The 26,194-nt window shown below is 73.6% G+C and carries 25 protein-coding genes and 1 riboswitch; of the genes, 17 read left to right on the forward strand and 8 right to left on the reverse strand.

Annotated elements, in window-relative coordinates; translation table 11 throughout:
- On the reverse strand, positions 1–191 hold a 191-nt coding region (locus tag DEI84_RS15830), incomplete at its 3' end, for a hypothetical protein (protein WP_220032861.1).
- 104 nt (positions 192–295) lie between these two features.
- Positions 296–943 (reverse strand): NADPH-dependent F420 reductase, encoded by a 648-nt coding sequence (locus tag DEI84_RS02600; protein ID WP_110889587.1) that lies wholly within the window; start codon positions 941–943, stop codon positions 296–298.
- Positions 944–1,078: 135 nt separating this feature from the next.
- Between DEI84_RS02600 and DEI84_RS02605 the strand changes: the two genes are divergently transcribed.
- The 4 genes from DEI84_RS02605 to DEI84_RS02620 all read left to right on the forward strand — a co-directional run bounded on the left by DEI84_RS02605 (position 1,079) and on the right by DEI84_RS02620 (position 3,078).
- Positions 1,079–1,375: a GNAT family N-acetyltransferase gene (locus tag DEI84_RS02605; RefSeq protein WP_110889853.1), complete on the forward strand. Its 297-nt coding sequence runs from the start codon at positions 1,079–1,081 to the stop codon at positions 1,373–1,375.
- Positions 1,376–1,396: 21 nt separating this feature from the next.
- Positions 1,397–1,855 (forward strand): VOC family protein, encoded by a 459-nt coding sequence (locus DEI84_RS02610; RefSeq protein ID WP_110889588.1) that lies wholly within the window; start codon positions 1,397–1,399, stop codon positions 1,853–1,855.
- 213 nt (positions 1,856–2,068) lie between these two features.
- Entirely contained in the window at positions 2,069–2,545 is a 477-nt protein-coding gene (locus DEI84_RS02615; RefSeq protein WP_110825243.1) for a MarR family winged helix-turn-helix transcriptional regulator, read from the forward strand.
- Positions 2,542–3,078, forward strand: a complete 537-nt coding sequence (locus DEI84_RS02620) for a metallophosphoesterase (RefSeq protein WP_110825244.1) — start codon at positions 2,542–2,544, stop codon at positions 3,076–3,078. The genes DEI84_RS02615 and DEI84_RS02620 overlap by 4 nt, the downstream gene beginning before the upstream one ends.
- On the opposite strand, the gene thiD is transcribed toward DEI84_RS02620, so the two are convergent.
- The 3 genes from thiD to thiM all read right to left on the reverse strand — a co-directional run bounded on the left by thiD (position 3,064) and on the right by thiM (position 6,208).
- Entirely contained in the window at positions 3,064–4,629 is a 1,566-nt protein-coding gene (thiD, locus tag DEI84_RS02625; RefSeq protein ID WP_110889854.1) for a bifunctional hydroxymethylpyrimidine kinase/phosphomethylpyrimidine kinase, read from the reverse strand. The genes DEI84_RS02620 and thiD overlap by 15 nt on opposite strands.
- A complete protein-coding gene (gene thiE, locus DEI84_RS02630) occupies positions 4,626–5,339 on the reverse strand; it encodes a thiamine phosphate synthase (protein ID WP_110889589.1) in 714 nt (237 codons plus the stop codon). Before thiE ends, thiD begins: the two co-directional genes overlap by 4 nt.
- Positions 5,336–6,208, reverse strand: a complete 873-nt coding sequence (gene thiM / locus DEI84_RS02635; protein WP_110889590.1) for a hydroxyethylthiazole kinase — start codon at positions 6,206–6,208, stop codon at positions 5,336–5,338. The genes thiE and thiM overlap by 4 nt, the downstream gene beginning before the upstream one ends.
- Positions 6,197–6,293: riboswitch (TPP riboswitch) on the reverse strand. It overlaps the preceding gene by 12 nt.
- A 67-nt stretch (positions 6,294–6,360) precedes the next feature.
- Here thiM and DEI84_RS02640 point away from each other — a divergent pair.
- From DEI84_RS02640 to DEI84_RS02650, 3 genes are all read left to right on the forward strand, one after another.
- Positions 6,361–7,308: an NUDIX domain-containing protein gene (locus DEI84_RS02640; protein ID WP_110889591.1), complete on the forward strand. Its 948-nt coding sequence runs from the start codon at positions 6,361–6,363 to the stop codon at positions 7,306–7,308.
- A 169-nt stretch (positions 7,309–7,477) separates the two neighbouring features.
- The gene (locus DEI84_RS02645) at positions 7,478–8,224 is read left to right on the forward strand and encodes a phosphotransferase enzyme family protein (protein WP_181420330.1); all 747 of its coding nucleotides are present in this window, start codon (positions 7,478–7,480) and stop codon (positions 8,222–8,224) included.
- Between the two features lie 95 nt (positions 8,225–8,319).
- Entirely contained in the window at positions 8,320–9,255 is a 936-nt protein-coding gene (locus tag DEI84_RS02650; protein WP_110889593.1) for a DnaJ domain-containing protein, read from the forward strand.
- Between the two features lie 71 nt (positions 9,256–9,326).
- Here DEI84_RS02650 and DEI84_RS02655 read toward each other — a convergent pair whose 3' ends face one another.
- The gene (locus DEI84_RS02655) at positions 9,327–9,689 is read right to left on the reverse strand and encodes an RNA-binding S4 domain-containing protein (protein WP_110825249.1); all 363 of its coding nucleotides are present in this window, start codon (positions 9,687–9,689) and stop codon (positions 9,327–9,329) included.
- Positions 9,690–9,790: 101 nt separating this feature from the next.
- On the opposite strand from DEI84_RS02655, the gene DEI84_RS02660 reads away from it, so the two are divergent.
- Positions 9,791–10,096 carry a hypothetical protein gene (locus tag DEI84_RS02660; RefSeq protein WP_258371679.1) on the forward strand — a complete coding sequence of 102 codons (306 nt, stop codon included), beginning with the start codon at positions 9,791–9,793 and terminating at the stop codon, positions 10,094–10,096.
- A gap of 68 nt (positions 10,097–10,164) precedes the next feature.
- Complete coding sequence (locus DEI84_RS02665; protein WP_110889594.1) at positions 10,165–11,337, forward strand: hypothetical protein; 1,173 nt, start codon at positions 10,165–10,167, stop codon at positions 11,335–11,337.
- A gap of 139 nt (positions 11,338–11,476) precedes the next feature.
- Here the strand turns inward: DEI84_RS02665 and DEI84_RS02670 are convergent, their stop codons facing one another.
- The gene (locus tag DEI84_RS02670) at positions 11,477–12,964 is read right to left on the reverse strand and encodes a S1C family serine protease (protein WP_110889595.1); all 1,488 of its coding nucleotides are present in this window, start codon (positions 12,962–12,964) and stop codon (positions 11,477–11,479) included.
- 174 nt (positions 12,965–13,138) lie between these two features.
- On the opposite strand from DEI84_RS02670, the gene DEI84_RS02675 reads away from it, so the two are divergent.
- From DEI84_RS02675 to DEI84_RS02705, 7 genes are all read left to right on the forward strand, one after another.
- On the forward strand, positions 13,139–14,173 hold the full coding sequence (locus DEI84_RS02675) for an iron ABC transporter permease (protein ID WP_110889596.1): 1,035 nt from the start codon (positions 13,139–13,141) through the stop codon (positions 14,171–14,173).
- The gene (locus DEI84_RS02680) at positions 14,170–15,207 is read left to right on the forward strand and encodes an iron chelate uptake ABC transporter family permease subunit (RefSeq protein ID WP_110825253.1); all 1,038 of its coding nucleotides are present in this window, start codon (positions 14,170–14,172) and stop codon (positions 15,205–15,207) included. Before DEI84_RS02675 ends, DEI84_RS02680 begins: the two co-directional genes overlap by 4 nt.
- Before the next feature lie 293 nt (positions 15,208–15,500).
- Entirely contained in the window at positions 15,501–17,867 is a 2,367-nt protein-coding gene (locus tag DEI84_RS02685; protein ID WP_110889597.1) for a glycosyltransferase family 2 protein, read from the forward strand.
- A 2-nt stretch (positions 17,868–17,869) separates the two neighbouring features.
- Positions 17,870–19,453 (forward strand): chitinase, encoded by a 1,584-nt coding sequence (locus tag DEI84_RS02690; RefSeq protein ID WP_220032709.1) that lies wholly within the window; start codon positions 17,870–17,872, stop codon positions 19,451–19,453.
- A gap of 137 nt (positions 19,454–19,590) precedes the next feature.
- Positions 19,591–20,067, forward strand: a complete 477-nt coding sequence (locus DEI84_RS02695) for an FHA domain-containing protein (RefSeq protein ID WP_110825255.1) — start codon at positions 19,591–19,593, stop codon at positions 20,065–20,067.
- Positions 20,067–20,771 (forward strand): MerR family transcriptional regulator, encoded by a 705-nt coding sequence (locus DEI84_RS02700; RefSeq protein WP_110889598.1) that lies wholly within the window; start codon positions 20,067–20,069, stop codon positions 20,769–20,771. Before DEI84_RS02695 ends, DEI84_RS02700 begins: the two co-directional genes overlap by 1 nt.
- A 184-nt stretch (positions 20,772–20,955) precedes the next feature.
- A complete protein-coding gene (locus DEI84_RS02705; RefSeq protein ID WP_110825505.1) occupies positions 20,956–21,516 on the forward strand; it encodes a MerR family transcriptional regulator in 561 nt (186 codons plus the stop codon).
- A 385-nt stretch (positions 21,517–21,901) separates the two neighbouring features.
- On the opposite strand, the gene DEI84_RS02710 is transcribed toward DEI84_RS02705, so the two are convergent.
- Positions 21,902–22,723: a ParA family protein gene (locus tag DEI84_RS02710; RefSeq protein ID WP_110825506.1), complete on the reverse strand. Its 822-nt coding sequence runs from the start codon at positions 22,721–22,723 to the stop codon at positions 21,902–21,904.
- A 60-nt stretch (positions 22,724–22,783) separates the two neighbouring features.
- Between DEI84_RS02710 and DEI84_RS02715 the strand changes: the two genes are divergently transcribed.
- Complete coding sequence (locus tag DEI84_RS02715) at positions 22,784–26,194, forward strand: pyruvate carboxylase (protein ID WP_110889599.1); 3,411 nt, start codon at positions 22,784–22,786, stop codon at positions 26,192–26,194.

The raw sequence follows: 26,194 nt of genomic DNA on the forward strand, positions 1-26,194 counted from the left end.
AGATGTGTATAAGAGACAGGGGCCTCCAGGCCGGGCACGGCGTCGATGCCGGGTCGGGCGCGGTCAGCGACGGCGCCCGCGGGGACGACGCTGCTGGGGGCAGGGGAACCGGCGTCCTCCGGAGGCGCGGTCACCCACGCGGGCACCGCCCGACGGGGTCGCTCGGACTCGGGCATGCGATGAGACGCCACGGCCGCTGTTCCTCTCCCTGGATTGATCCAGAGTCTGTTCTACCGGGAGGGAACAGCGGCCGAACGCCCCAGTCAGAGGGGGTGGAACGGTCGGTGCAGGACCGTCACATGTGGCGGTACCGCTTCGCGGCGGCGAGGGCGTCGCGCAGTTGGTCCGCGGTCATGCGCGGACCGTAGCCCGGGGTGTCGCGCTGGATGCGCCATCCCTCGGCGAGCGGTCCGGCGTCGACGACGTCGAAGCCGAACTCGTCGATGAGGTCGGCGACGGTGCGCTTGGCCGTCTCGTCGTCGCCCGCGACGACCAGGGCGCGGCGTCCCTCGGTGCCGCTGGGGGTGGCGTGTCCGGTCAGGTCCGCGGCGCCGATGTGGTTGAAGGCCTTGACCACGTGCGCGCCGACCAGGTGGTCCTGCAGCATCTCGGCCGTGGTGGTCGTCTCGTCGTCGAGGGCCCCGATGTGCCCGTCGCGCTCCGGGTAGTAGTTGTCCGTGTCGATGACGACCTTGCCGACGAGCGGCTCGACGGGGATCGTCTCGACAGCGCCGAGCGGCACGGTCACGACGACGATGTCGCCCCGGGTGGCCGCGTCCTCGCGTGTGCCGGCGGTGGCGTGTTCGCCGAGCTCCGCGACGAGGTCCGTCAGCGTCTCCGGTCCGCGCGAGTTCGCGATCACGACCTGGTGGCCGTGCTGCACCGCGAGGCGTGCGAGCTGTGATCCGATGTTGCCTGCTCCGATGATCCCGATGGTCGTCATGTGTGGTGCAACAACCGTGGCCGGTGGTCATTCCGGCCCGACGACCGGGAAGGTCGGACCGCCCGTCGGGGGCGGGTCCACGCGTTCGCCGGAGGACGGGTGACCGTCGTCCGCCGCGCGGTGCAGGATGGCGCCATGACACACGAGTTCCGCAACGAGGCCGACCGCGACCGCTACGCCATGTACGTCGACGGAGCCCTCGTGAGCGTGCTCGACTACCGCGTCAACGGTGATGCGATCGCCTTCCCGCACACGTACACGGTCCCGGCGCACCGCGGGCACGGGTACGGCGGGGAACTCGTGGAGCACGCCGTGGCCGACGTCGAGACGACGTCGACGAAGCGCATCGTCCCGATGTGCTGGTTCGTCAGCCAGTGGTTCGACGAACACCCCGACAAGGCAGACCTGCTCAGCCGTGGCGTCGCGGACTGAGCACCACCGAGAGGTGCCACCGTGCCCCGCATCGTCCCCTTCCTCTGGTTCGACGACCAGGCCCAGTCCGCGGCTGAGCACTACGTCGGGCTCTTCCCGGACGCACGTGTCGACGGGGTCGGCCGTGCCCCGGACGGGTCCGTGCTCGTGGTCGAGTTCACCCTGATGGGCCAGCCGTACCGTGCCATGAACGGCGGTCCCGGTCATCCCTTCACCGACGCCGTCTCGCTGCAGGTGGACGTCGACACGCAGGAGGAGCTCGACCGGATCTGGGACGGGCTCCTCGCCGACGGCGGCCACCCGGTGGCGTGCGGGTGGCTCGTCGACCGCTGGGGCCTGTCGTGGCAGGTGACCCCGTCGATGATGGGCGAGCTCATGGCCGCCGGTGGTGACCCGGCAGCGGGCGCGCGGGTGTTCCGCGCGATGCAGGACATGGTCAAGCTCGACATCGGGGCACTCCGCGCGGCGGCCTCCGACTGATCACCGACACCGGGCACGTCCGGCCCCGGCGCCGGACGGTCGCACCGGTCCCGACCCCGGGCCCCGCCGGTCCCCGTTCCGGGGGACCCGCGGTTATCGTGGGGCCACACCGAGCGGCGCAGGGGACCACGGACGTGGGCGGCCGCCCGACCCGACGTCCCGACCAGGGGCGACCGACCACCGGCGCCACGCCGGACGACAGACTGGAACAGCATGGCCGACCCGAGGGGCCCCGGGATCCGTGAAGCGGACATCGGACGGGCGTACACCGAGCTCTCCCGCATCACCCGCCGCGCGAGCGTCCGGGCGCGGGGGACCGCCGACGTGTTGAGCGTCGTCGACCAGTCCCTGGTCGACTTCGTCGTGCAGCACCCGGGGTGCATGGCGATCGACATCGCCCGGTACCTCCGGCTGAACCGGTCGACCATCTCGCGTCAGCTGTCCGGACTCCTCGCCGCGGGACTCGTCCGCACGGTCGACGGCGGCACCGGCAACGCGAAACCGCTCGAGGCGACCGAGGCCGGCCGGCGTGCCCTCGACCGATCGGTGCAGCTGCACCGCGATGCCCTGGTCGAGCGGCTGGCCGACTGGTCCGACGACGACGTCGCGCTGCTCGCCGGGCTGCTCGAACGGCTCGGAGCCGCGGACGAGGCCGAGCTGCCGATGCCGAGCAGGACGACCGAGCCGTGACCACGTCGCTCGTCCTGCTGTCGGACACGCACCTGCCGAAACGGGCGAAGGACCTGCCGCCGGAGCTGTGGGCGGACATCGACGCGGCAGACCTCGTCGTGCACGCGGGCGACTGGGTGGACCTGGCGACCGTGGACCTGCTGGAGGCCCGGTCCCGCGACCTCCTCGCCGTGCGCGGGAACAACGACCCGGGGTTCGAGGACCGGTTGCCGCTCGTCGCCTCACGCCGCGTCGAGGGACTGCGGTTCGCGGTCGTGCACGAGACCGGCGCGGCGACCGGGCGGGAGCGTCGGGCCGTCGCCGACCACCCGGACGTCGACGTGCTCGTGTTCGGGCACTCGCACATCCCGTGGGACTCGCTGGCGCCGAACGGCATGCGCCTGCTCAACCCCGGTTCGCCGACGGACCGTCGTCGGCAGCCGGACCACACGTGGATGCGCTGCACGGTCGACGGCGCCGACCTGCAGGTCACCCTGGTGCGGCGCGCCCCCGGTGCGGACGGGGTCCGCACCGCGCCCTCACACCCGGCCTGACTCCGCACCCGCGGTCGGGCCCGAGTCGGGCCCACCGGCCGGGAGGCCCGCTGCGGCTCCGCCCCGCCGGGGACCGGGCAACTGCTCCGGCATCCGGAAGAACGCGAGCTCCTGCGCGACCGACTCCCGGAACGCGCGGGCCATCTGGCCCCGCAGCTCCGGGTCGGCGCGCACGGCGAGCTCCTCGACGAGGTCGGTCGCCCGCGCGCTCGACGCCGCGAAGCCCGGGTCCCCGTACGCCGCGATCCAGTCCGCGAACGGGTGCCCGACCGGCGCCGTGCCGAGCCGCTCCCCGACCCAGGCGTACACCCGGAAGCAGGGCAGGACGGCGGCGGCGAGCACCGAGACGTCCCCGGTGGCGGCGGCATCGTCGGCCGCCGCGGCCAGGTGCGCGAGGTAGCCGGCGCAGACCGGGTGCACGGGGTCGTCGGCGTGCGACCCGGCGAGTCTGCGGTGGTGCAGGTCGCGGGCCTCGGCGGCGCAGCCCTCGCTCGCGGTCGTCCAGAACGCCGCGGCGTCGCCGGTCGAGCCGGCCGCGATCGCCCGGAGGTGCTGCTCGTACGCGCGGAGGTAGTGCACGTCCTGCGCGAGGTACCCGGCGAAGACCTCCGCGTCGAGCGTGCCGTCGGCGAGGCCCTGCAGGAACGCGCACGCGAGGGTCTCGTCGAGCACCGCGGCCGCGTCCGTCCACCAGAGGTCGGTCAGGCGGGGGACCGGCAGGGCGGCCCGCACGGCGGCGTTGTGGTCGACCGGGCCGTGTCCGTGCCCGACCTGGAGGGCGTCGGCACCGCGGAGGGCCGCGGTGAGCCACGCCTTCGCGGCACCGACGGCGAGCTCCCAGTCGCCGTGTCGGGCCACGAGCGTGGCGATCGCGCTCGAGAGCGAACAGCCCGTCCCGTGCGTGTTCGTCGTCGCGACCCGCGGGCCGGGGAACACCCGCACCGAGCCGTCCGGCGTCACGAGGGCGTCGTCCGAGGTGGGGCCGCCGTCGTGTCCGCCCTTCGCGAGCACGCGGACGTCGAAGCGTCGTGCCACCGCCAGGGCCGCGTCGAGGGGGTCCGTCGCGTCGGAGCCGGCGAGGTCGGCGAGCACCCGCAGTTCGTCGCGGTTCGGGGTGACGAGGCCGGCGAGGGCGAACAGGTCGGTCATCGCCGCCTGGGCATCGGCGTCGAGCAGTCGGTCACCGCTCGTGGCGACCATCACGGGGTCGACGACCAGCCACCGCGGCCGGTGTGCCCGCAACGACTCCACGACGACCCGGACGACCTCGGCGGTGCCGAGCATGCCGGTCTTCACCGAGTCCACCGTGACGTCGTCCCAGACCGCGTCGAGCTGCTCGCGGAGGAAGTCCGTGTCGGGCACGTGCACCGAGCGCACGCCCCGGGTGTTCTGCGCGACCAGGGCCGTGACCACCGCCATGCCGTACCCGTCCTGGGCGGCGATCGACTTCAGGTCGGCCTGGATCCCCGCACCCCCGGTCGGGTCGGTCCCCGCGATGCTGAGCACCCGGGGCACCCGGCCGCTCGCAGCCGGCCCCGTCGTCGCGGTCACCGGCCCGCCCCCTTCCACGCCGCGACGAACGCGGCGGCCGCGGCACCCGGGTCGGGGGCCGCGCAGATGCCCGACACCACGGCGACCCCCGCCGCCCCGGCAGCCCGCAGCGGCCCGACGTCCGCCAGTCCGACGCCGCCGATGCCCACGCACGGCACGGTGGTCGTCGCCGCGATCCGGGCGAAGCCCGCGACGCCGAGCGCCGGCGGGTGGTCGGGCTTCGTGCTCGTCGGGTGCACGACGCCGACGCCGAGCAGGTCGACCGTGCCGTGCGGCATCGCGGCGACCTCGACCAGGTGCCGCGTCGTGTTCGCGGTCAGTCCGACGTGGGCGTCCGGGCCGAGCAGTGCACGCGCGGCGCTCGCCGGGACGTCCGACTGTCCGAGGTGCACGCCCGCCACCGCGTGCCCCTCGTGCCGTGCGGCCAGCGCCACGTCGAGCCGGTCGTCCACGACGACGAGTGCCCGGTCGCCGACCGCGTCCGCGACCGCGACCGTCAACGCGAGCAGGTCTCGGGCGGACGCCGTCTTGTCCCGGACCTGCACGATGCGGACCCCGGCGCCCACCGCCGCCCGGACGACGCCGAGGACCCCGTGCCCGTGCCGAGCGGCCAGGGCGGTGTCGGTGACGAGGTAGACGCCGAGCTCCTGCGCTGCCGGTACGCGTCCGGCGGTCCCGGTGACTGCAGCGGCAGCGCCGTCCGTGGTCACGATCCCGCTCCGATCGTCGTCGAGGCGGCCCGGGCACCCGGACCGTCGGCGGTGATCCGGGCCTCCCGGACCACGTCCTCCGGCGTCAGCGACGCGAGCCGGTCGAGGAACAGCGGCTGGAACGTGCCGGGCCCGCCGGCGTCCCGTGCGGCGAGCTCCGCCGCGATGGTGTGGACCGCGGTCGCGGCGACGGCCGCGTCGAGCGCACGCCCCGGCGCCACGGCCGCGAAGGCGGCGACGACGGCCCCGAGGGCGCAGCCGCCACCCGTGATCCGGGTGAGCAGCTCGGTCCCGTTCGCGACGCGGACCAGCCCCTCGGGCGCCACGAGCAGGTCCACCGCACCCGAGACCGCCACCGCCTGCGCGGTCCCGGCGTCCGCGGTGGCGACCGCGGCGTCGCGGGCGTCCTCCGTCCCGACCGTGCTGTCCACACCGCGACCGCCAGCCGAGGTGCCGAGGACCGCGAGCACCTCGGACGCGTTCCCGCGCAGCACCGTCGGCCGCATCGTGAGCAGGTCCCGCGCCAGGGCCGTCCGGACCGGCAGCGACCCGACCGCGACCGGGTCGAGCACCCACGGTGTCCCGGCTTCCGCCGCTGCGGCCGCGGCCTCGCGGGACGCGGTCGACGGCTCCGCGTGCGGGGTGCCGGTGTTGACGAGCAACCCGTCCGCGACGCCGGCGAACGGCCCCGCCTCGGTCGGCACGTCGACCATCGCGGCCGACGCCCCCAGCGCGAGCAGCACGTTGGCGGTGACGTTCTGCACCACCGTGTTCGTGATGCACTGCACCAGGGGCGCCCGGGTCCGGACGGCCTCCAGCAGGTCGGCGGTACGGACGACCCAGTCGGTCGTCGGCGCAGCGTTCTCCATGCACGATCCCTTCGCGAGTACGAGCTCGAGCAGGTTCGACGGGTGTGATCTCAGCCGCTCGGATGCGGCACCCCGTGTCTCGGACGACACCGTACACGCATCGCCGCCGTCGTCCAGCGACACGTCCGGGACCGGTGTGGAAGGGTGGACCCGTGGACGACGAACGACGGACCGCGACCCCGGCGGGACCGCCATCCGGCCCCCCGGCAGGACCGCGCGACCCCGGCGACGCCTGGGCGGTCGGCCCGGACGGCACCAAGGCGTGGGGCCGCTTCGGCGCCGCGGGCCTGCTCGTCGACGACGGACGCGGACGGGTCCTCCTGCAGCACCGCGTCGAGTGGAGCCACCACGGCGGCACCTGGGGGATCCCCGGCGGAGCGCGCCACCAGCACGAGGACCCGGTGACCGCCGCCCTCCGCGAGTCCGCCGAGGAGGCCGGCGTCCCCGAGGACGGCATCGACCTCCGGCACACCGCCGTCCTCGACCTCGGGTTCTGGACCTACACGACCGTCGTGGGACGCGCCTCCCGCCCGTTCGACCCCGTCGTCGCCGACCGTGAGAGCCTGGCCCTGGCCTGGGTCCCCGTCGCCGACGTGCCGGACCTGCCGCTCCACCCCGGGTTCGGCGCCTCGTGGCCTGCGCTCCGGGCCACGCTCGACCGGACACCGCACGTCGTCGTCGACGCGGCGAACGTCGTCGGGAGCGTCCCGGACGGCTGGTGGAAGGACCGCGCGGGAGCGGCCTCCCGACTCGTCGCCCGGGTGAGCGCGCTCGCCGCGTCCGGCGTCGACGCCGCCGCGCTGGACCTGCCGTCCGCCACCTGGTGGCCGCGGTGGACCGTGGTGCTCGAGGGGGAGGCCCGGGGTGCGACCCCGGTCGACGTCACCGCCGACACCCGTCCCGGTCTCCCCGTGGTGACCGTCGAGCAGGCCCCGGCCGCCGGGGACGACGCGATCGTCGCCGCCGTGCAGACCGCCGTCGCGGCCGGGGACGGCCCGGTCGTCGTCGTGACCGCGGACCGCGGCCTCCGTGATCGCGTGACCGCGGTCGGGGCGGACGTCCGCGGGCCGTCGTGGCTGCGGGAGCTCCTGCCCGACTGACGACCGGCTGCCGCCGCTGTGGTCGCCCCGGCGTCGAGTAGGTCCGTGCAGCGCGCCCTCCGGGTCCGTGCAGCGCGCCCTCCGGATGGTGAGGCGCGGAGCCGGGCGTCGACGGGACGGGAGCACTACAGTTGCGGACACGTCGACGACGACGTTCAGGAGGTTCCCGATGGAACGGATCATCAAGACCGACGACCGGGTGCACCGCCCCGCCGGGCCGTGGACACCGACGGTCCACCGGCTGCTCACGCACCTGCACGAGCAGGGCTTCGTGGCGGCCCCGGCTCCGATCTCGCTCGGGGACGCGCTCGAGACGGTGACGTTCGTCCCGGGAGTGGCCGGCGAGTACCCCTGGACCGAGGACGTCGCGAGCGAGGCCGCCCTCGTCACGAGTGCCCGGCTGCTCCGACAGCTGCACGACGCCGCGGCGAGCTTCCCCCTGGACGACTCCGTCGACGTGTGGTCCCAGGCCGCGCGGGTGCCGGTCGAGACCGTCGTGCACGGCGACTTCGCCCCGTACAACGTCGTCTACGACGGCATCGCGGCGGTCGGCGTGATCGACTTCGACACCGCGCACCCCGGGCCCCGCGTCTGGGACGTCGCCAGTGCGGTCTACCGGTTCGCGCCCTTCACGACCGGAGCCGACGAGGGCCGTCCCGTCCCGGCGCTCGAGGACCGGCTGACCCGTGCCGCCGAGTTCTGCCGCGCCTACGGTCTCGACGACCGCTCGCGTGCCGTGCTCGTCGAGACGATCACCGCCGGCCTGGTGGCCCTGGTGACGACCCTCGAGACCGAGGCGGCCGCGGGCAACCCGAAGTTCGTGAGCGACCTCGCGCACGGGCACGCCGACCTGTACCGGGCCGACGTCGCGTGGCTCGAGGAGCACGGGGACCGGATCACCGCCGCGCTCCGCTGAGGGGGCGCGCCGGGGACGAGGTCGCCGACCGCCCAGCGCGTGCCCAGCGCCCTCGCGGCGGACCTCGATCCTGCGTCCGGTAGCGTTCCAGGGCCATGACCGACAGCCCGGCGGACGCCACCCCGTACGAGGTCCTCGGCGTCCCCGCGACCGCCGACGACGACACCCTCCGACGCGCCTACCGTCGGGCCGCGCGTGAGAGCCACCCCGACCTCGGTGGGGACGCCCAGCGCTTCCGCCGGGTGCAGGTCGCCTGGGAGCGCATCGGGACGCCCTCGGCCCGCCGAGCCTACGACGCCGGGACCCTGCGCGCGGGGTCAGCGCCCTCCGGATCGGCCGCGTGGCGGTCGGACACCGGGCGTGACGCCTACGCACCCCCGTCCGCCCGACGTGACTCCCGCCCGCGGGCTCGGTCGTACGGGCACCCCGGCGGGCGCTCCCGCGAGGTCTTCCTCGCCGCCGAACGCGAGTGGGTGGGCCTCGGCGACCCGATCGAGGACCCGTACGACCCGGCACTCGTCCGGTCGGCACCCCGGCACGTCCGGCGTCTCCTGGGCGAGGCGCTGGCCGAGGAGGCGACGGCTGCGATCATCGCGGGGATGGGCATCGGCGTCACGGTGTGGCACGACCTCGACGCCGGTGCCGAGGGCAAGCTCGACCACGCGGTGCTGACGCCCACCGGACTCTGGGCACTCGAGTCGATCGACTGGGGCGGCCCGGTCGCGGTGGAGCACGGCGAGGTCGTCGGCGAGACGCTCGGCCCGGGGGAGCAGCCGGTGAAGGAGCTCGTCCGCGCGGCCCGTGCCGTGCAGAAGCAGACGCGGGTCCGGTTCACCGGCCGTGTCCTGGTGGTGCCGGACTCCGCGGTCGACGAGGACGTCCGACTCGTCGGGACCCCCCGCAAGCCGACCGCGTTCATCGTCCGTCGGAGTGCGCTCGGGCAGGTGCTCTCCGGCGTCTGGTCGCCCGAGGGCTCCGTCGACGTCTTCGCGGTCCGCGACCGCCTGCAGCAGACCGTCCGGTTCGTCTGACCCGACCAGCAGCGCCGCCCGACCAGCAGCGCCGCCCGTCACGCGCCGCCGGCCGTCACGCAGCGTCGGGGTCAGTACCCGCGGAGCTTCTCGAGGTCCCGGCGCTCCCGCTTGCTCGGCCGTCCGGCCCCGCGCTCCCGGATCGGGACGAAGCCGGCTTCCTCGCGGGGCAGGCGCGGCGGTGTGCGGTCCTCGAGGTGCTTCGCGGCCTCGGTCGCACCGACGCGCTTGAGGATGATGCTCTTCACGACGACGATCCGGTCGAAGCCGGCCTGGCGCACGCGGACCTCGTCCCCGGGACCGACCGGCTGGGACGGCTTCGCCCGCTCGCCGTTGACGCGGACGTGGCCGGCCTTGCACGCAGTCGTCGCCGCGGACCGGGTCTTGGTGATCCGGACCGCCCAGATCCAGCTGTCCACCCGGGCCTTGTCCATCCGGCCACCCTAGCCGCGCCGGTCCTGCGTCCCCTCGACGTCCCCTCGACGTCCGGTCGACCGGGCCCGCACGTCCGGTGCGAGCCCGTAGCCTCGGAGTCATGACCGACCCCGACCCGCCGGCCACGGTCCCGTCCCAGGCGGCGATCGCCCGCACCCGGGCCCTCGTCGTGCTCGACGGCGCGGCACTCGGTGACCGGCTCGTCGTACGGGCGCACGACGGAGCCGGCGCGCGGGACGCGCTCGGCGAGCTGACCGACCGGACCGCCGAGACGGTGACGATCGCCACCCGTCGCGGACCCGTCACCGTGCTCCGGTCCGACGTCGTGGCCGCGAAGCCGGTGCCGCCGCCCCCGCCGCCCCGGGCACCCCGACGGCGTCCCGGCACGGACGAGCCGGCCGGCTGACCGGAGGATCCACCCCGTCCCGGCGAGCCGCCGACGGCACTCCGGGACCGCGCACGTAGCCTCGCTCCATGGCCGTCCCCGACCCACCCGCCGCCGCAGCCGGGACCACCGAGGACCGCACCGCCCGTGTCCGGTTCACCCGCCCGGCCGGCTGGCGCGTCGAGGACGCCCCCGGTGCCGACCTCCGTGTCCGCGGTGACGACGTCGTGCTCACGGTCCGGTCGCGTCCCGGCGACCGGGCGATCGGGGACGAGAACGCCTCGCTGCTGGAACGGCTGCCGGGGTCGGTCGACGGCCTGCTCCTGCTCGGCTGTGACGTGTGGACGACGGCCGGTGCCCCCGCACGGCTCGTCGAGTACGTCCGCCCCGACGAAGAGGGCGACGTCGTCGGTGCGCACCTGCTGCTCGTCACGGGTCGGCACCGCGTGGACGTCACCGTGGAGCGTCCGCTGGCCCGGATGACCGCCACCGACGACCCGGTGTTCGCCGTCCTCGACTCCGTCCGGACGCTCGACCGCGTCACCGCCACCGAGTCCCGGACGCTCGAGGCGCTCCCGGTCCTGCTCGCCGGCTCGACGCTGACCGGGCCGTCCCTCGGCGCCGAGGCCGTCGCCACGCTGCAGGACCTCGCCGGCAAGCGCTGGAACCCGGCGCTGCTCCGCTCGGACGGCGGCCGGGAGCTGGTCGCCGCCGACCTCGTCGGTCGCTTCGGGACGGTGCCGCCGGACACCGCCGAGGTGCTCGCGCCCTGGGCGGACGGGGTGCCGCCCACCACGCTGGACCAGCACGACGACGACGGGCGCGTCACGCGTCTCCGGGCCTGGGCCGGCACCGTCGTCGACACGGGGGCCGACGGTCGGTCGGTCATCGCATCCGTCCGGCCGGACCGGGTGGTCGGGCTGATGGCCGGGAGGCTCGGAGTGCGCCCGACGTGGACCTGGCCGTTCCGCACGCCGGTCCTGTCGAGCGACCTGCTCGACCGTCGTCTGGCGGGCGGCCCGTCCGCCCCGGCCCTGCCGGACGCCCTCGCCGAAGCCGACCCGACGCTCGCGGCGTTCTGGGCGGCGCCGTGGACCGTGTCCTCGCTGCTGGCGCCCGGTCGGACCCGTCCCGTCGTGGTCGTGTCCGCGGCGGGGGTCGGCTTCGCGCGGGTCGGCCGCGCCGAGGGCGGGGCGACGGCGTTCAGGGCCGAGGCGTCCGCCAACGTCTACCGGTCGCTCGTCCGCGCCGTGCTCGGCTGACCTCCGCCCGGTCCACACCGGACGGCGGACGACGGCACGACCCCGCGCGGACGGAGCGCGAGCGTCGTGCCATAGGTGCGGGGCCGTCGGTGCGGGCCGTCGTTGCGGGGCCGTTGGTAGCGTGCCGGTGTGCGCCCGGTCAGGCGGCCGGGCCGGCGGTCAGGGTGACGGTCGCCGTGGCCGCGGTGCCGTCGGCCGTCGTGTAGCCGACCGTGACCCGGTCGCCGACCGCGTGCCGAGCGACCGCCTCCGTCAGCTCGGACGCGCTCGTGACCGCGGTGCCGTCGATGCTCGTGATCGTGTCGCCGGCGGCGAGCCCGGCGGCCGCTGCCCCCGATCCCTCGACCGTCCCGGCGACGGGCACACCGGAGGTGGTCCCGGTCGCCGCGCTGCTGACCTGCACGCCCAGGAACGCCGGCAGCCCGATCGTGATGGTGTCCGAGGCCTCGCCCGCCAGGATGTGCGCGGCGATCGACTTCGCGGTGCTGATCGGGATCGCGTAGCCGGTGACGTCCGCCGAACCCGAGGACGCGGCGGTCGCCATGCCGACGACGTCGCCCTCGCTGTCCAGGACGGGACCGCCGGAGTCACCGGAAACGATCTGCGCTGCGACCTCGATGAGCCCGGTCAGGGACTCGGTCCCGGTACCGGACTCGCTCTGCACCTGGATGTCCTGGTCGGTCGCGGTCACGGTGCCCTCGGCGGCGACCAGGTCACCCGTGCCCTCGGCGTTGCCGACGTCAGTCACGGTGTCGCCGGTCTGGACGCCGTCGTCGTCGAGCGCGACGGTGGACAGGCCGGACGCGTCCCGCAGCTGCAGCACCGCGACGTCGTTCGTCGCGTCGGTGCCCACGACGTCGGCGGAGTACTGCTCGCCGGTCGTCTCGTCGGTCACCGTGATCGAGGTCGCGCCCTGGACCACGTGGTTGTTCGTCAGGACCGTCCCGTCCGCGGTGAGGACCATGCCGGTCCCGGCGGCCTGCTGCGCGTCGTCGTAGCCGATCACGGTGTCGATCGTCACGACGCCCGCGGTCTGCGCGGCGGTCGCGGGTGTGGCTGCCGCCTGCGAGGTCCCACTGCCGCCGGCTCCCGTGCCGCCGGTGCCCGTGCCGCCGTCGGTACCCGTGTCGCCGTCCGACGGGCCGTCCGTCCCGCCCTGGTCCTGGCCGGGGACGGTGAAGCCGTCGATGCCGCTGCCCGCGGATCCGGGACCGGGGACGGTCGTCGTGCCCTGTGACCGGCTCGAGGTGGCCGTCGTGCCGTGCGACGACAGGCCGAGTGCCGTCCCGCCGGCGGCGCCCACGATCGCGAGTGCGGCGATGCCCGACCCGATCGCGAGCCCGACACGGCGACGACGACCCGTGGTCCCCGGAGCGGCTCCGGAGGCGCCCGTCCAGCCCTGCGGCGCGGAGGTGGCCCCGAGCGCTGCGCTCGCGACGCGGTACGGACCGCGACCGTCGGGGGAGTAGGCGTACGGACCGGACCCGTCGGGGGCGAAGAGGTACGGACCCGAGCCGTCGAAGGCGTGCGCTGCGCGGAGCGTCGACGGGTCCGCGTGCGGCGGCTCCCACGCCGGTGCCTGCTGCTGTCCGGCGTCGTCCGCGGCTGGGGTCGGGGTCTCGTTCATGGTGCTCTCCGGTCGTCCGCACGGCCTGGTCGGCCGTCGATGGGGACCAGTACAGGCCCGCTCCCCATGACCGTCCTATGAACCACCCGAAGCCCGGCCGAGCACCCGCTCGGGAGTCGCCGGACGCCGGTCTCCGCGGCACGCCGGCGATCGGTTAGGCTCGCCGCACCTCCCATGCGTCCCCGATCCGTCGTGCCTCCCGCACCCGCGCCCGCGTCCCGGCTCGTGCTGGCCGTCGTCCTCGCGGTCGTCGCGCTGGCCGTCGCCTGCGCCCTGAGCATCGCCGTCGGGAGCCGACCGATCCCGCTCGGCGTCGTCCTCGACACCCTCGCGCACCCGGGCCGCGACGACGAGACCGGCCTGATCGTGCTCGGCAACCGGCTGCCGCGGACCGTCGTCGGGCTCCTCGCCGGCGCCGCACTCGGGGTCGCCGGCGCCGTCATGCAGGGGGTCACCCGCAATCCGCTCGCCGACCCGAGCATCCTCGGCATCAACGCGGGGGCCGCCCTGGCCGTCGTCGTGGGGATTGCCGTGTTCGGCGTCAGCGGGACCGCCACGTACCTGCCGTTCGCGTTCGCCGGAGCCGCCCTCGCCGCCCTGCTCGTCTTCGGCATCGCCGCGGTCGCCCGCGGTGGCCTCACCCCGGTCGGCCTCGCGCTGTCCGGCGCCGTCACCGCCGCCGCCCTCTCCTCGATCACCACCGCGGTGCTCGTGACGAACGCGTCCCTGCTCGACCAGCTGCGCTTCTGGCAGGTCGGCGCGCTCGCGGGCGGGGACCTCGGCACAGCGGGTGTGGTCGTCGCGCCGGTGGTCCTCGGGCTCGTCGTCGCGGTCGGGCTCGGTCGTTCCCTGAACACCCTCGCGCTCGGCGACGAACTCGCGGCCTCCCTGGGCCAACGCGTGGTGCTCGTGCGCGCGGTCGGGGCCATCGTCACGGTGCTGCTCGCCGGGTCCGCGGTCGCCGCAGCCGGACCGATCGCCTTCGTCGGCCTCGCCGTCCCGCACGCCGTCCGGCGCCTGTCCGGACCCGACCACCGCTGGACGATTCTCCTGTCCGCGGTCGTCGCGCCGGCCCTCCTGCTCGTCGCCGACGTCATCGGCAGGGTCGTCGCCTACCCGGGGGAGCTCCAGGTCGGCATCGTCACGGCGCTCATCGGTGCGCCGGTCTTCATCGCGCTGGTCCGGTCGCGGGTGGTGCGGGGCCTGTGAGCACCACGCCGACCGAGAGTGCACCGGCCACCGGCGACGCCGTCCGCCGTCGGGGCGGGACCGCGCGGCGGGAGCTCCTCGTGCTCGTCGCCGCGCTCGTCGTGCTGCTCGGCCTCGTGCTCGTCGGCCTCGGGGTCGGCGAGATCCCGCTGTCGCCCGTGCAGGTCCTCGACGGTCTGCTCGGACGGGGTGACGCGGTCTCGGACTTCGTGCTCGGACAGCTACGCGGGCCGCGGGTCCTCGCCGCGCTGCTCGTCGGGGCGAGCCTCGGCACCGCCGGCGCGATCGTGCAGAGCGTCGTCCGCAACCCCATCGCGAGTCCGGACATCATCGGCATCACGTCCGGGGCGAGCGCCTCGGGTCTCGTCGCGATCGTGCTGTTCGGCGCCTCGGGTGTCGCCCTGTTCGGCGTCGTGCTCGTCGGCGCGGTCGCGGTCGCGGTGCTCATCGCCGTGCTCGCCTGGCGCCGGGGGATCACCGGGAACCGGGTGGTCCTCGTCGGGGTCGGTGTCGGCGCGGTCGCCCTGAGCATCACCGGGTGGCTCCTGACGAGCGGGAGCGTTCAGCAGGCGGGGACGGCACTCCTGTGGCTCTCCGGCAGCCTCAACGCGGTCGACCGCACCGTCGTCGGCGCGCTGCTCGTCGGCTTCGTCGTCCTGATGGTGCTCGCGCTCCTGCAGTCGCCCCGTCTCGGTGTCCTCTCCCTCGGCGACGAGGTCGCGGCCTCGCTCGGCCTCCGACCCGACCGGGCCAAGGTGCTGCTGCTCCTCACCGCCGTCCTCCTCACCGCGGCGGCGGTCGCCACCGCCGGTCCGGTGTCGTTCGTCGCGCTCATGGCAGCGCCGATCGCCAGGAGGCTCGTCGGTGGCGGACGCCCCGCCCTCGGCCCGGCCGCCGCCGTCGGTGCGGTCGTGACCCTCGGCTCCGACCTGGTCGCGCAGTTCGCCCTGCCCGGGGTCACGCTGCCGGTCGGGGTCGTCACCGGGGTCGTCGGAGCGCCGTACCTGCTCTGGCTGCTCGCCCGCGGGCGCTGAGCCAGCGCACCCCGCACAGCTCGTCGGACGGGCGCGACCGAGCGTGTACCGCAGCGCTCCCGACGACGTGCACCGGGCCTCCAGGCGGGGCGCAGGCGACGGTCGGACTCGCCGGGACCACCCCCGGATGCGGGTCCGCGCGCACGCTTGCGGTATCCCGCAGAAGGGGGTCAGAACCCCCCGTCCGGGGGTCCGCTCCGAGCGCACGGTCGCCGTACCGTCGTCCACGAACACCGGACTCCCGACAGCGGCCACACCCGACGGCCACTGGTCCGGTACGAACGAAGGACAGCATGCCCGAACAGCTGGACGACGCCCCGATGCGCCGTCGACAGTGGGGGGCCGAGCGGCGGACCCGGCCGCTCGACACCATCCACGCTCGCCCCTCCGACCGGAAGCTCGTCTCCGGCCGTGTCGCCATCATCCTGACGATCGCCTTCTGGCTCGCCTACCTCGTCTACACGGTGATCCGACAGTTCCTGGACTACGGCACCGAGAGCTTCCGGTTCACCACCGAGGCCGTCTCGTACCTGGTCGTCGTCACGTTCCTCACCTTCTCCGCCCTCATGCACCTGGTCGCCCGCCAGGGAGCCCTCGAGCGCTTCGCGACCCACGTCCGGGTCCCGCGTGCGGAACTCGACCGGCACTTCGCCGAGGGACACGGGTCGCCGCTGACCGTCCTCGTGCCGAGCTACGCCGAGGAGCCGGACGTCGTCGCGACCACCCTCTGGTCCGCCGCCCTGCAGGAGTACCCGTCCCTCCGCGTCGTCCTGCTCGTCGACGACGACCCGTTCCCCACCGACCCGGAGACCGCCGCCAAGCTCGAGCGCACCCGCGCCGTGGCGGCGTCCATCCAGGCGCAGCTCGCGGCCCCGTCCCACCGCTTCCGCGAAGCCCTGTTCTTCGCCGAGATCGAGGCCGAGCAGGCGCCGATGGCCTCCGTGGCGGCCCTCCGCACCCTGGTCGCGCACCACCGCTGGGCCGACGCCTGGCTCCGCCGGCACGCACGCGAGCACGGCATCGCCGACCACGTGGACCACTTCTTCCACGACCAGGTCCTCGTGGGCCTGGCCGACGAGTTCCGCCTGACCGCCGAAGCACTCGACGCCGCCATCACCGACGCCGGCGACCGGGAGGTCACCGACGTGACCTCGGCCCGTGCGGTCGAACTGCAGCGCCGGCTCACCTGGACGTTCACCGCCGAGATCACCACCTTCGAGCGGAAGCGCTACGCGAACCTCTCGCACGAGGCGAACAAGGCGATGAACCTGAACTCCTACCTCGGCCTGCTCGGCGGCGCCTACCGGTACGAGGAGACCGCATCGGGCACGGTCCTCCGCACCGTCGCGGACCCGGCCGAGGCCGACCTGGTCGTCCCCGCCTCCGACTACGTCCTGACGCTCGACGCCGACTCGGTGCTCCTGCGCGACTACTGCCTGCGCCTGGTCTACTTCCTCGAGCAGCCCGAGAACGCGAACGTCGCCGTCACCCAGACCCCGTACTCGTCGTTCCGTGGTGCGGCGACCCGCATCGAGCGCCTGGCCGGTGCCACGACCGACATCCAGCACATCCTGCACCAGGGCATGTCAAAGTACGGCGCCACCTTCTGGGTCGGCGCGAACGCGGTCATCCGCACCCGGGCCCTCCGCGACATCGAGGAGACCGAGACCGTCGGCGGCTTCGAGGTCAAGCGCTACGTGCAGGACCGCACGGTCATCGAGGACACCGAGTCGAGCGTCGACCTCGGCATGCACGGCTGGACGCTCGTGAACTACCCGGAGCGACTGTCCTACAGCGCCACCCCGCCGGACTTCGGCTCGCTCATCGTGCAGCGACGCCGCTGGGCCAACGGCGGGCTGCTCATCCTGCCGAAGTACATCCGCCAGGTGCGTGAGCGCAAGGCACGCGGGGAGCGCGTCAGCGTGGTCGAGATGGCGCTCCGCGTGAACTACATGGCGTCGATCGCGTGGGGCTCGCTCGGGCTCATCTTCCTGCTGGCCTACCCGTACGACTCCCGGCTGCTCAGCCCGATGGTGCTCCTCGCCGCGCTGCCGTACTTCTGGCTCTTCGCGAGCGACCTGGAGTACTGCGGGTACAAGCGCACCGACATCCTCCGCATCTACGGGTTCAACCTCATCCTCATGCCGGTGAACGTCGCCGGGGTGCTCAAGAGCATCCAGCAGGCGCTCACCGCGAAGAAGATCCCGTTCGCCCGCACGCCGAAGGTCCGGGACCGCACCGCCTCGCCCGCGCTCTACGTCCTCGCGCCGTACGCGATCGTCGCCTTCTCGGTGTTCACCTTCGTCCGTGACTTCGGCGCCGAGAACTGGGGCAACGCCACGTTCGCCGCGTTCAACGCCCTGCTCGCCACGTACGCGATCGTCGCCTACATCGGTGTCTGGAACTCCGTGGTCGACGTCTTCCTCTGGGCGACCGGGTGGATGTTCTACGACCCGTCCGCCCGCGCCGCACGCCGTGCGGCCCGCAAGGAGGCCCGTCTCTCCGCGAAGGCGGCCCGGCGCGGCCTGGTCCCCGAGCCCGTGCCCGCGACGGAGGACTGGCGCTCGGTGCTGTACTTCGGCCAGCGCGGCACCACCATGCCGGAACACCTGGCGACCCGGCACGACACCGTGCACCACGACGAGAAGACGGCGGCCTGACCATGAGCACCACACGACGACTGTCCCCGATCCGCGTGACCGTGGCCGCCGCGGTGGCCCTCGCGGTCGCCGCCGGAGGCTACGCCGGGCTGGACCGCTGGCAGAGCGCCCAGGCCGCCGAGACGGTGAAGCCCTGGTTCGCCGCCTACACCGACGTCACCGTCACCCCGACGTTCCCGTTCGAGGACGTCAAGTCGACCGCGGGCCGCGACGTCATGCTGTCCTTCGTGGTCGCCGACCACGACGAGGCGTGCACGCCGACGTGGGGCGCGGCGTACGGGCTGCAGGAAGCGGGCGACCAGCTCGACCTCGACCGGCGCATCGCCCGACTCGAGCAGCAGAAGGGCGCGGTCGCGGTGTCGTTCGGCGGGCTCGCCAACGACGAGCTCGCGACGACCTGCACCGACCGGAGCAAGCTCGTCTCGGCGTACCAGAGCGTCGTGAAGCGGTACGACGTCTCGACCGTCGACTTCGACATCGAGAGCGACGACCTGACGAAGGCCGACGCCGGCAAGCGCCGTGCGGCAGCGGTCGCCGACCTGCAGGAGCAGCGCCGCGCCGCCGGGCACCCCCTCGCGGTGTGGCTGACGCTGCCGGCCGCACCCGGCGGGCTCACCGCGGACGGCACCCGGGCGGTCGCGCAGTTCCTGCGTGCCGGGGTCGACCTGGCCGGCGTCAACGCGATGACGATGGACTACGGCGCGAGCAAGGGCTCGAGCCAGAGCATGTACTCGGCATCGGTCGAGACGCTGCAGCAGGTCAAGCGCCAGCTCGGCATCCTCTACACGCGGGCCGGGACGCCGCTCGGCGACCGGACCCTGTGGCACAAGGTCGGCGCCACCCCGATGATCGGACAGAACGACGTACAGGACGAGGTCTTCTCGCTCACCGACGCCCGGAAGCTCAACGCCTGGGCGAAGCAGCAGGGCCTCGGACGCATGTCGATGTGGTCCCTGAACCGCGACACCACGTGCGGCTCGAACTACGTCAACCTCTCCACCGTGTCGAACTCCTGCTCGGGCGTGGACCAGGACGGTGTGCTCTTCGCCGACGTGCTCGGCAAGGGCTTCGGCGGCGGCATCGTCGCGGCCTCGGGCGACGTCACGAAGGCCGAGCCGTCCTCGACCGTGCAGCCCACCGACGACCCGTCGACGAGCCCGTACCCGGTCTGGGACGACGAGGCCTCCTACCTCGAGGGCACGAAGATCGTCTGGCACCGCAACGTCTACGAGGCGAAGTGGTGGACCTCGGGCGACCTGCCCGACGACGCCGTGCTCAGCGCGTACGAGACGCCGTGGCAGCTCGTCGGCCCGGTGCTCGCGGGGGAGAAGCCGGTCGCACCGCTCACGCTGCCCAAGGGCACCTACGCGGGGTGGTCCGGGACCGCGGCGTACGACACGGGCGACCGGGTCCTGTTCGACGGCACGCCCTACCAGGCCAAGTGGTGGAACACCGGCGAGAGCCCCGAGGCGTCCACGAGCGACCCGGACGGCTCGCCGTGGACCCGCCTGAAGGACGCCGAGGTGAAGGAGATCCTGCAGGACGTCCGCGCCGGGAAGGCAGCCCCGGAGGGCGCGACGCGCTGACCGGTCGCGGTCCGACAGTCACCGGACAGGAGGCTCCCCGCCGGTCGGCGGGGAGCCTGCTGTGTCCCCTGTGGACGGGGCTCTCGCCGACCGGCTGGTTTCCGATACGCTGGGCGACCAAGAGGAGGAGGTCCACGATGCCAGATCCAGTGGTCCCGCAGCCGGGACGACGAACCCCGGAGCAGCGGCTGGTCGACACCACGCTGACCTTCAGCATGGAGAACGCCGCGGCGCTCACGCCCGAGGCCGGAGTCTCCGCGGAAGAACGCGACGCGATCTCGGCGCTGCCGTCGGGGTCGGCGCTGCTCGTCGTCCGACGCGGTCCGAACGTCGGAGCACGGTTCCTCCTCGACTCCGACGTCACGACGGCCGGACGGCACCCCGACGCCGACATCTTCCTCGACGACGTGACGGTGTCCCGCAAGCACGCGGACTTCATCCGCCGCGGGACGTCCTTCAGCGTGCAGGACCTCGGTTCCCTCAACGGGACGTACTTCGACGGTGTGCGCATCGACGAAGCGCTCCTCGTCGACGGGTCGGAGGTCCAGGTCGGCAAGTTCCGCCTGACGTTCTACGCCTCCCGGGTCGACCTGGCGCGCCTGGCGAACGCGTAGTGGCACCCCGCTCCGCTGCGGCGCGGGCGGTGTCGCCGGCGCCGGACCTGCTCACGATCGGACAGGTGCTGGCGCGGCTCAAGCCGGACTTCCCGGACCTGTCCAGCTCGAAGCTGCGGTTCCTCGAGGAACGCGAGCTGGTCACCCCGGTCCGGACGCAGAGCGGGTACCGGAAGTTCTCGCCGGCCGACGTCGACCGACTCCGGATCGTGCTCGGCCTGCAGCGGGACCACTACCTCCCGCTCAAGGTCATCAAGGAGTACCTCGCCGACCTCGACGCCGGCCGCGAGCCGACGCTGCCGGGCGGTGGGGACGTGCCTCGTCCGTCCATGCTCGGGCGGGAACGGCGGTACTCGCGCGACGAACTCCAGCGCGTGGCCGGAGCGTCCCCGATGCTCGTGGGGGACGCGGTCTCGTCGTCCCTGCTCCCCGCGGCGGACTTCTACGGGGAAGAGTCCGTCGGCGTCCTCAAGGCCCTCGTCGAGCTCCAGCGCTCCGGGATCGAGCCGCGACACCTGCGCACCTTCCGGGCGACCGCCGAGCGGGAGGTCGGGCTCATCGAGTCCGCACTCATGCCGGTGTCGCGGCGGGGTGACGCCACCTCGCGCGCCAAGGCGCTCGAACTCGCCCGGGAGATCGCCGGACACCTCGAGGTCATCCGCTCGTCACTCATCCGAGCGGCCATCGGTCGGCTCGACTCGTGAGCGCCCCGGAGCGGGTCGACCCTCGACGGCCGTCGGTGCCCGGGCATATCCTCGACACGCCGGACGCGCCGGAGCGGATGTCCCGCCTCCACGCCGCCCGACTCGCTACCGTGGACCTCGGAACAACTCTCAACCCGCTGTTGAAGCTTCGGGTGGGAGCTCGATCGTCGTGGAAGGCAAGCTGATGAGTGGGAACGATGTCCCCGGTACCCCGTCTGACATGACGCGGTACGACCTCGGGCTGCTGTTCACCGACGGCCTGCCCGAGCACGACGAACAGAACGGGTACCGCGGCACCGTCGCCGCCAAGGCAGCCGGCATCAGCTACCGTCAGCTCGACTACTGGGCCCGCACCGAACTCGTCCAGCCCACGATCCGCGGTGCTGCCGGTTCCGGGTCGCAGCGCCTGTACGGCTTCCGCGACATCCTCGTGCTCAAGCTCGTCAAGCGCCTGCTCGACACCGGCATCTCCCTGCAGCAGATCCGCACCGCCGTGAACCAGCTCCGCGAAGCCGGCGTGAGCGACCTGGCGCAGACCACCCTGATGTCGGACGGTGCCTCGGTGTACCTGTGCACCTCCGACGACGAGGTCATCGACCTCGTGTCGCGCGGCCAGGGCGTCTTCGGCATCGCGGTCGGCAAGGTCCTGCGCGAGGTCGAGTCCTCGCTGGTCGAACTCGACGCCACCCCCGCCGAGGACCCGAGCGACGAGCTCGCCGCCCGCCGGGCGACGCGCGCTTCCTGACGCGCGACCCGCTCGCGCCTTCGCCGCCTCGGGGCCGAGCGGCGGGATGCGCCGTCCGCCCCAGGTTCCGCGATTGCGGCATCTCGACGCTCCGGATGCCGGGATCCCGGAACCGCGACGAACGCAGGCGGCACGTCGTGGAACCTCGACACCACCGACCGCAGCCAGCGGGGGCGCAGACCGCGTCCCGCAGACTCGTCGGCGTCCCGCGGTTTCGCCGAGCGGTCGCGGTCGAGCGCTCCGGCACGCTCGACCCGACGATCCGAGGCCGCTCGGCGACCTGAGCAGGCTGTCGTGACCGCTCGCCGACCTGACCGAGCTGGCGTCCGGTCCCGGAACGACGAAGGGCCGCCCACCAGCGGCCCTCCATGCCGTCCGACGCGGACTACTCCGCGCTGGCGCTCGCGCCGTCGGCGTACGGACCGATCTTGCCCGTGCGCATGATCCGCTCGAGCAGCTGGTCGAAGTTCCGCGCCATCTCCTGCGCGGACTCACCCGGCCACACGTGCAGGGGTTTCGCGGCACCCTGCGCCTGCTGGAGCGAGGTGCGCTCGGGCAGCTGCGGGGAGAGCACGAGCGGCCCGAACATGTCACGGAGTTCCTTGATGCGGAACTGGTGCTCGAGCGACTGCACGCGGGCGCGGTTGACGATGATGCCGAGGGGCTGGAGGCGCGGCGAGAGTCCGCGACGGATCTCCTCGATCGCGCGGAGGGCACGGTCGGCGGCGGCGACGGAGAACAGGCCGGGTTCGGTGACGACGGAGACGCGGTCCGACGCGGCCCAGGCGGTACGGGTCAGGGCGTTGAGCGACGGCGCGCAGTCGATGAGGACGAGGTCGTAGTCGGCCTCGACGTTCGCCAGGGCCTCCTCGAGCTTCCAGATGTCGCGGATCGACGGGTGCGGGCCGTCGAAGTTGATGGCCGAGGGCGATCCGACCATGACGTCGATCTTGCCCTGGGACCCCTTCGTCCAGCCGGAGGGGGCGATCGCCTGACGGACGATCTTCTCCTTGGGGTTCTCGAGGACGTCGGCCACGTTGAGGTGGCCCGTCAGGTCGATGTCGAGTCCCGTCGACACGTCCGACTGGGGATCGAGGTCCACCACGAGGGTGCGCAGACCCTTGGCGAACGCTGCCGAGGTCAGGCCGAGTGTCACGGTCGTCTTGCCGACACCGCCCTTGAGCGAGCTCACGCTGAGTACATGCACGATGAGCAACGTTACCGCCAGTAGGGTTGTGAGACCTCAACCCGGGCTGAAAGGGACCTCGTGTTCGACAAGATCCTGGTCGCGAACCGTGGCGAGATCGCCATCCGTGCCTTCCGCGCGGCGTACGAGCTCGGTGCCCGCACCGTGGCGGTCTACCCGTACGAGGACCGCAACTCCCTGCACCGGCTGAAGGCCGACGAGGCGTACCTCATCGGGGAGCGTGGTCACCCGGTCCGTGCCTACCTGGACGTCTCCGAGATCATCCGCGTCGCCCGCGAGTCCGGTGCCGACGCGATCTACCCGGGCTACGGCTTCCTGTCCGAGAACCCCGAGCTCGCCGCGGCGGCCGCCGCTGCGGGCATCACCTTCATCGGTCCGGGTGAGCACGTGCTCGAGATGGCCGGCAACAAGGTCACCGCGAAGGAGCACGCGATCGCCGCCGGGGTCCCGGTCCTCGCGAGCACGCCGGCCAGCAGCGACGTCGACGAACTCGTCGCCGGCGCCGAGGCGATCGGGTTCCCGGTGTTCGCGAAGGCGGTCGCCGGTGGTGGCGGACGCGGCATGCGCCGGGTCGAGACGCCCGCGGAGCTCCGTCCGGCGCTCGAGGAGGCGATGCGCGAAGCCGACAGCGCGTTCGGTGACCCGACGATGTTCCTCGAGCAGGCGGTCCTGCGTCCACGGCACATCGAGGTGCAGATCCTCGCCGACGCGACCGGAGACGATGCTGGCACCATCCACTTGTTCGAGCGGGACTGCTCGGTGCAGCGGCGGAACCAGAAGGTCGTCGAGATCGCACCGGCGCCGAACCTCGACCCGTCGATCGCGGCGGCACTGCACCGCGACGCCGTGGCCTTCGCGCGCTCGATCGGCTACGTGAACGCGGGGACGGTCGAGTTCCTCCTCGACACCGTGGGCGAGCGCGCCGGCCGGCACGTCTTCATCGAGATGAACCCGCGCATCCAGGTCGAGCACACCGTGACGGAAGAGGTCACCGACGTCGACCTCGTGCAGTCGCAGATGCGGATCGCCGCGGGGGAGACGCTCGCCGACCTCGGCCTGTCGCAGGACGGCGTCGCGGTCCACGGCGCCGCGTTGCAGACCCGCATCACGACCGAGGACCCGACGCAGGGGTTCCGACCCGACACCGGCCGGATCACGACGTACCGCAGCCCGGGTGGCGCCGGCGTGCGGCTCGACGGCGGCACCGTCGCCACCGGCGCGCAGATCAGCCCGCACTTCGACTCGATGCTCGCGAAGATGACGTGCCGCGGTCGTGACTTCCCGGCGGCGGTCGCCCGCGCCCGTCGTGCCCTCGCCGAGTTCCGCATCCGCGGCGTCAGCACGAACATCCCCTTCCTGCAGGCCGTCCTCGAGGACCCGGACTTCGCCCGCGGGGACGTCTCGACCGCCTTCATCGGGGAACGCCCGCAGCTGTTCGACGGCCACGTGTCGAAGGACCGCGGCACGAAGGTGCTCAACTGGCTCGCGGACGTCACGGTCAACCGGCCGAACGGTTCGCCGGCCGCCCACGTGGTGGACCCGGCGCTGAAGCTCCCGGCCACGGACCTCGCTGCGCCGGTGCCGACGGGGCAGCGCGACCTGCTGCTCCGGGTCGGCCCGGCCGCGTGGGCCGAGGCGCTGCGTGCGCAGACCGCCCTCGCCGTGACCGAGACGACGATGCGCGACGCGCACCAGTCGCTCCTCGCCACCCGCGTCCGCACGAAGGACCTCGTCGCGGTCGCCCCGCACGTCGCCAGGCTCACCCCGCAGCTGCTCAGCATGGAGGCGTGGGGCGGCGCGACCTACGACGTCGCGCTCCGGTTCCTCGGGGAGGACCCGTGGGAGCGCCTGACGGCGCTGCGCACGGCGATGCCGAACATCCCGATCCAGATGCTGCTGCGTGGTCGCAACACCGTCGGGTACACGCCGTACCCGACGGAGGTGACCGACGCGTTCGTCGCCGAGGCCGCCGCGACCGGCGTCGACGTCTTCCGCGTGTTCGACGCGCTGAACGACGTGAGCCAGCTCCGCCCCGCCCTGGAGGCCGTGCTCGCCACCGGCACGGCGGTCGCCGAGGCGGCGCTCTGCTACACCGGCGACCTCCTGGACCCGGCGGAGGACCTGTACACGCTCGACTACTACCTCCGGTTGGCCGAGCAGATGGTCGAGGCCGGCGCGCACGTCATCGGGATCAAGGACATGGCGGGCCTCCTCCGCGCCGGGGCGGCCGAGCGGCTCGTCACCGCCCTGCGTGCGCGCTTCGACCAGCCCGTGCACGTGCACACGCACGACACCGCGGGCGGGCAGCTCGCGACCCTGATGGCGGCGTCCCGGGCCGGAGCGGACGCGGTCGACGTGGCCGCGGCCCCGATGGCCGGCACGACGAGCCAGCCGAGCATGTCGGCCCTGGTGGCGGCGCTCGCGCACACCGAGCGGGACACGGGCATCGACCTCGGCGCCGTCGGTGACCTCGAGCCGTACTGGGAGGCGGTCCGTCGGGTGTACGCGCCCTTCGAGTCCGGGCTCGCCGGCCCCACCGGCCGGGTCTACAAGCACGAGATCCCGGGCGGACAGCTGTCGAACCTCCGCCAGCAGGCCATCGCCCTCGGGCTCGGCGACCGGTTCGAGCAGGTCGAGGACTGGTACGCCGAGGCGAACCGGATCCTCGGCCGTCCGACGAAGGTCACGCCGTCCTCGAAGGTGGTCGGCGACCTCGCGCTGCAGCTCGCCGCGGTCGACGCCGACCCCGCGGACTTCGAGCAGCACCCGGAGAAGTACGACGTGCCGGACTCCGTGATCGGCTTCATGGCGGGGGAGCTCGGTGACCTGCCCGGGGGGTGGCCCGAGCCGTTCCGGTCGAAGGTCCTGGCCGGACGCGACGTCCGGATCGCCGTCACCCCGGTGCCGGAGCACGAGCGCGCCGCACTGGACACCCCGGGCACCGTCCGGCAGCAGGCCCTGAACCGCCTGCTGTTCGAGCAGCCGACGCGCCGGTTCCAGGAGGTGCGGGACGAGTACGGCGACCTCTCCGTCGTGCCCACCGTCGACTACCTCTACGGCCTGCGCCAGGGGGAGGAGCACGTGGTGCCGCTCGGCAAGGGCGTGAACCTGCTCGTCGGGCTCGAGGCGATCGGCGAGGTCGACGCCCAGGGCGTCCGGACCGTCATGGCGACCATGAACGGGCAGCTGCGGCCGGTGGCCGTGCGTGACCGCTCCGTCGTCGTCGAGACCAAGGCCGCCGAGCAGGCGGACCGGTCCGACCCGAAGCACGTCGCCGCCCCGTTCTCCGGGGTCGTGACGCTCAAGGTCGCCGTCGGTGACGTCGTCGAGGCCGGACAGGCCGTGGCGAGCATCGAGGCGATGAAGATGGAAGCGGCCATCACGGCCCCCGTCGCGGGGACCGTCGGCCGTCTCGCGATCCCGGTGACCCAGCAGGTGGACGCCGGCGACCTCTTGGTGGTGCTGCAGTAA

The sequence above is a fragment of the Curtobacterium sp. MCBD17_023 genome, from assembly GCF_003224415.1.
Taxonomy (GTDB): domain Bacteria; phylum Actinomycetota; class Actinomycetes; order Actinomycetales; family Microbacteriaceae; genus Curtobacterium.

What these genes read in the sequence shown, in the direction of transcription:
- DEI84_RS02600 (WP_110889587.1), bottom strand. Translation starts at nt 943, where the DNA reads ATGACGACCATCGGGATCATCGGAGCAGGCAACATCGGATCACAGCTC.
- DEI84_RS02605 (WP_110889853.1), top strand. Translation starts at nt 1,079, where the DNA reads ATGACACACGAGTTCCGCAACGAGGCCGACCGCGACCGCTACGCCATG.
- DEI84_RS02615 (WP_110825243.1), top strand. Translation starts at nt 2,069, where the DNA reads ATGGCCGACCCGAGGGGCCCCGGGATCCGTGAAGCGGACATCGGACGG.
- thiM (WP_110889590.1), bottom strand. Translation starts at nt 6,208, where the DNA reads ATGGAGAACGCTGCGCCGACGACCGACTGGGTCGTCCGTACCGCCGAC.
- DEI84_RS02645 (WP_181420330.1), top strand. Translation starts at nt 7,478, where the DNA reads ATGGAACGGATCATCAAGACCGACGACCGGGTGCACCGCCCCGCCGGG.
- DEI84_RS02650 (WP_110889593.1), top strand. Translation starts at nt 8,320, where the DNA reads ATGACCGACAGCCCGGCGGACGCCACCCCGTACGAGGTCCTCGGCGTC.
- DEI84_RS02655 (WP_110825249.1), bottom strand. Translation starts at nt 9,689, where the DNA reads ATGGACAAGGCCCGGGTGGACAGCTGGATCTGGGCGGTCCGGATCACC.
- DEI84_RS02660 (WP_258371679.1), top strand. Translation starts at nt 9,791, where the DNA reads ATGACCGACCCCGACCCGCCGGCCACGGTCCCGTCCCAGGCGGCGATC.
- DEI84_RS02665 (WP_110889594.1), top strand. Translation starts at nt 10,165, where the DNA reads ATGGCCGTCCCCGACCCACCCGCCGCCGCAGCCGGGACCACCGAGGAC.
- DEI84_RS02670 (WP_110889595.1), bottom strand. Translation starts at nt 12,964, where the DNA reads ATGAACGAGACCCCGACCCCAGCCGCGGACGACGCCGGACAGCAGCAG.
- DEI84_RS02675 (WP_110889596.1), top strand. Translation starts at nt 13,139, where the DNA reads ATGCGTCCCCGATCCGTCGTGCCTCCCGCACCCGCGCCCGCGTCCCGG.
- DEI84_RS02685 (WP_110889597.1), top strand. Translation starts at nt 15,501, where the DNA reads ATGCCCGAACAGCTGGACGACGCCCCGATGCGCCGTCGACAGTGGGGG.
- DEI84_RS02690 (WP_220032709.1), top strand. Translation starts at nt 17,870, where the DNA reads ATGAGCACCACACGACGACTGTCCCCGATCCGCGTGACCGTGGCCGCC.
- DEI84_RS02695 (WP_110825255.1), top strand. Translation starts at nt 19,591, where the DNA reads ATGCCAGATCCAGTGGTCCCGCAGCCGGGACGACGAACCCCGGAGCAG.
- DEI84_RS02705 (WP_110825505.1), top strand. Translation starts at nt 20,956, where the DNA reads ATGAGTGGGAACGATGTCCCCGGTACCCCGTCTGACATGACGCGGTAC.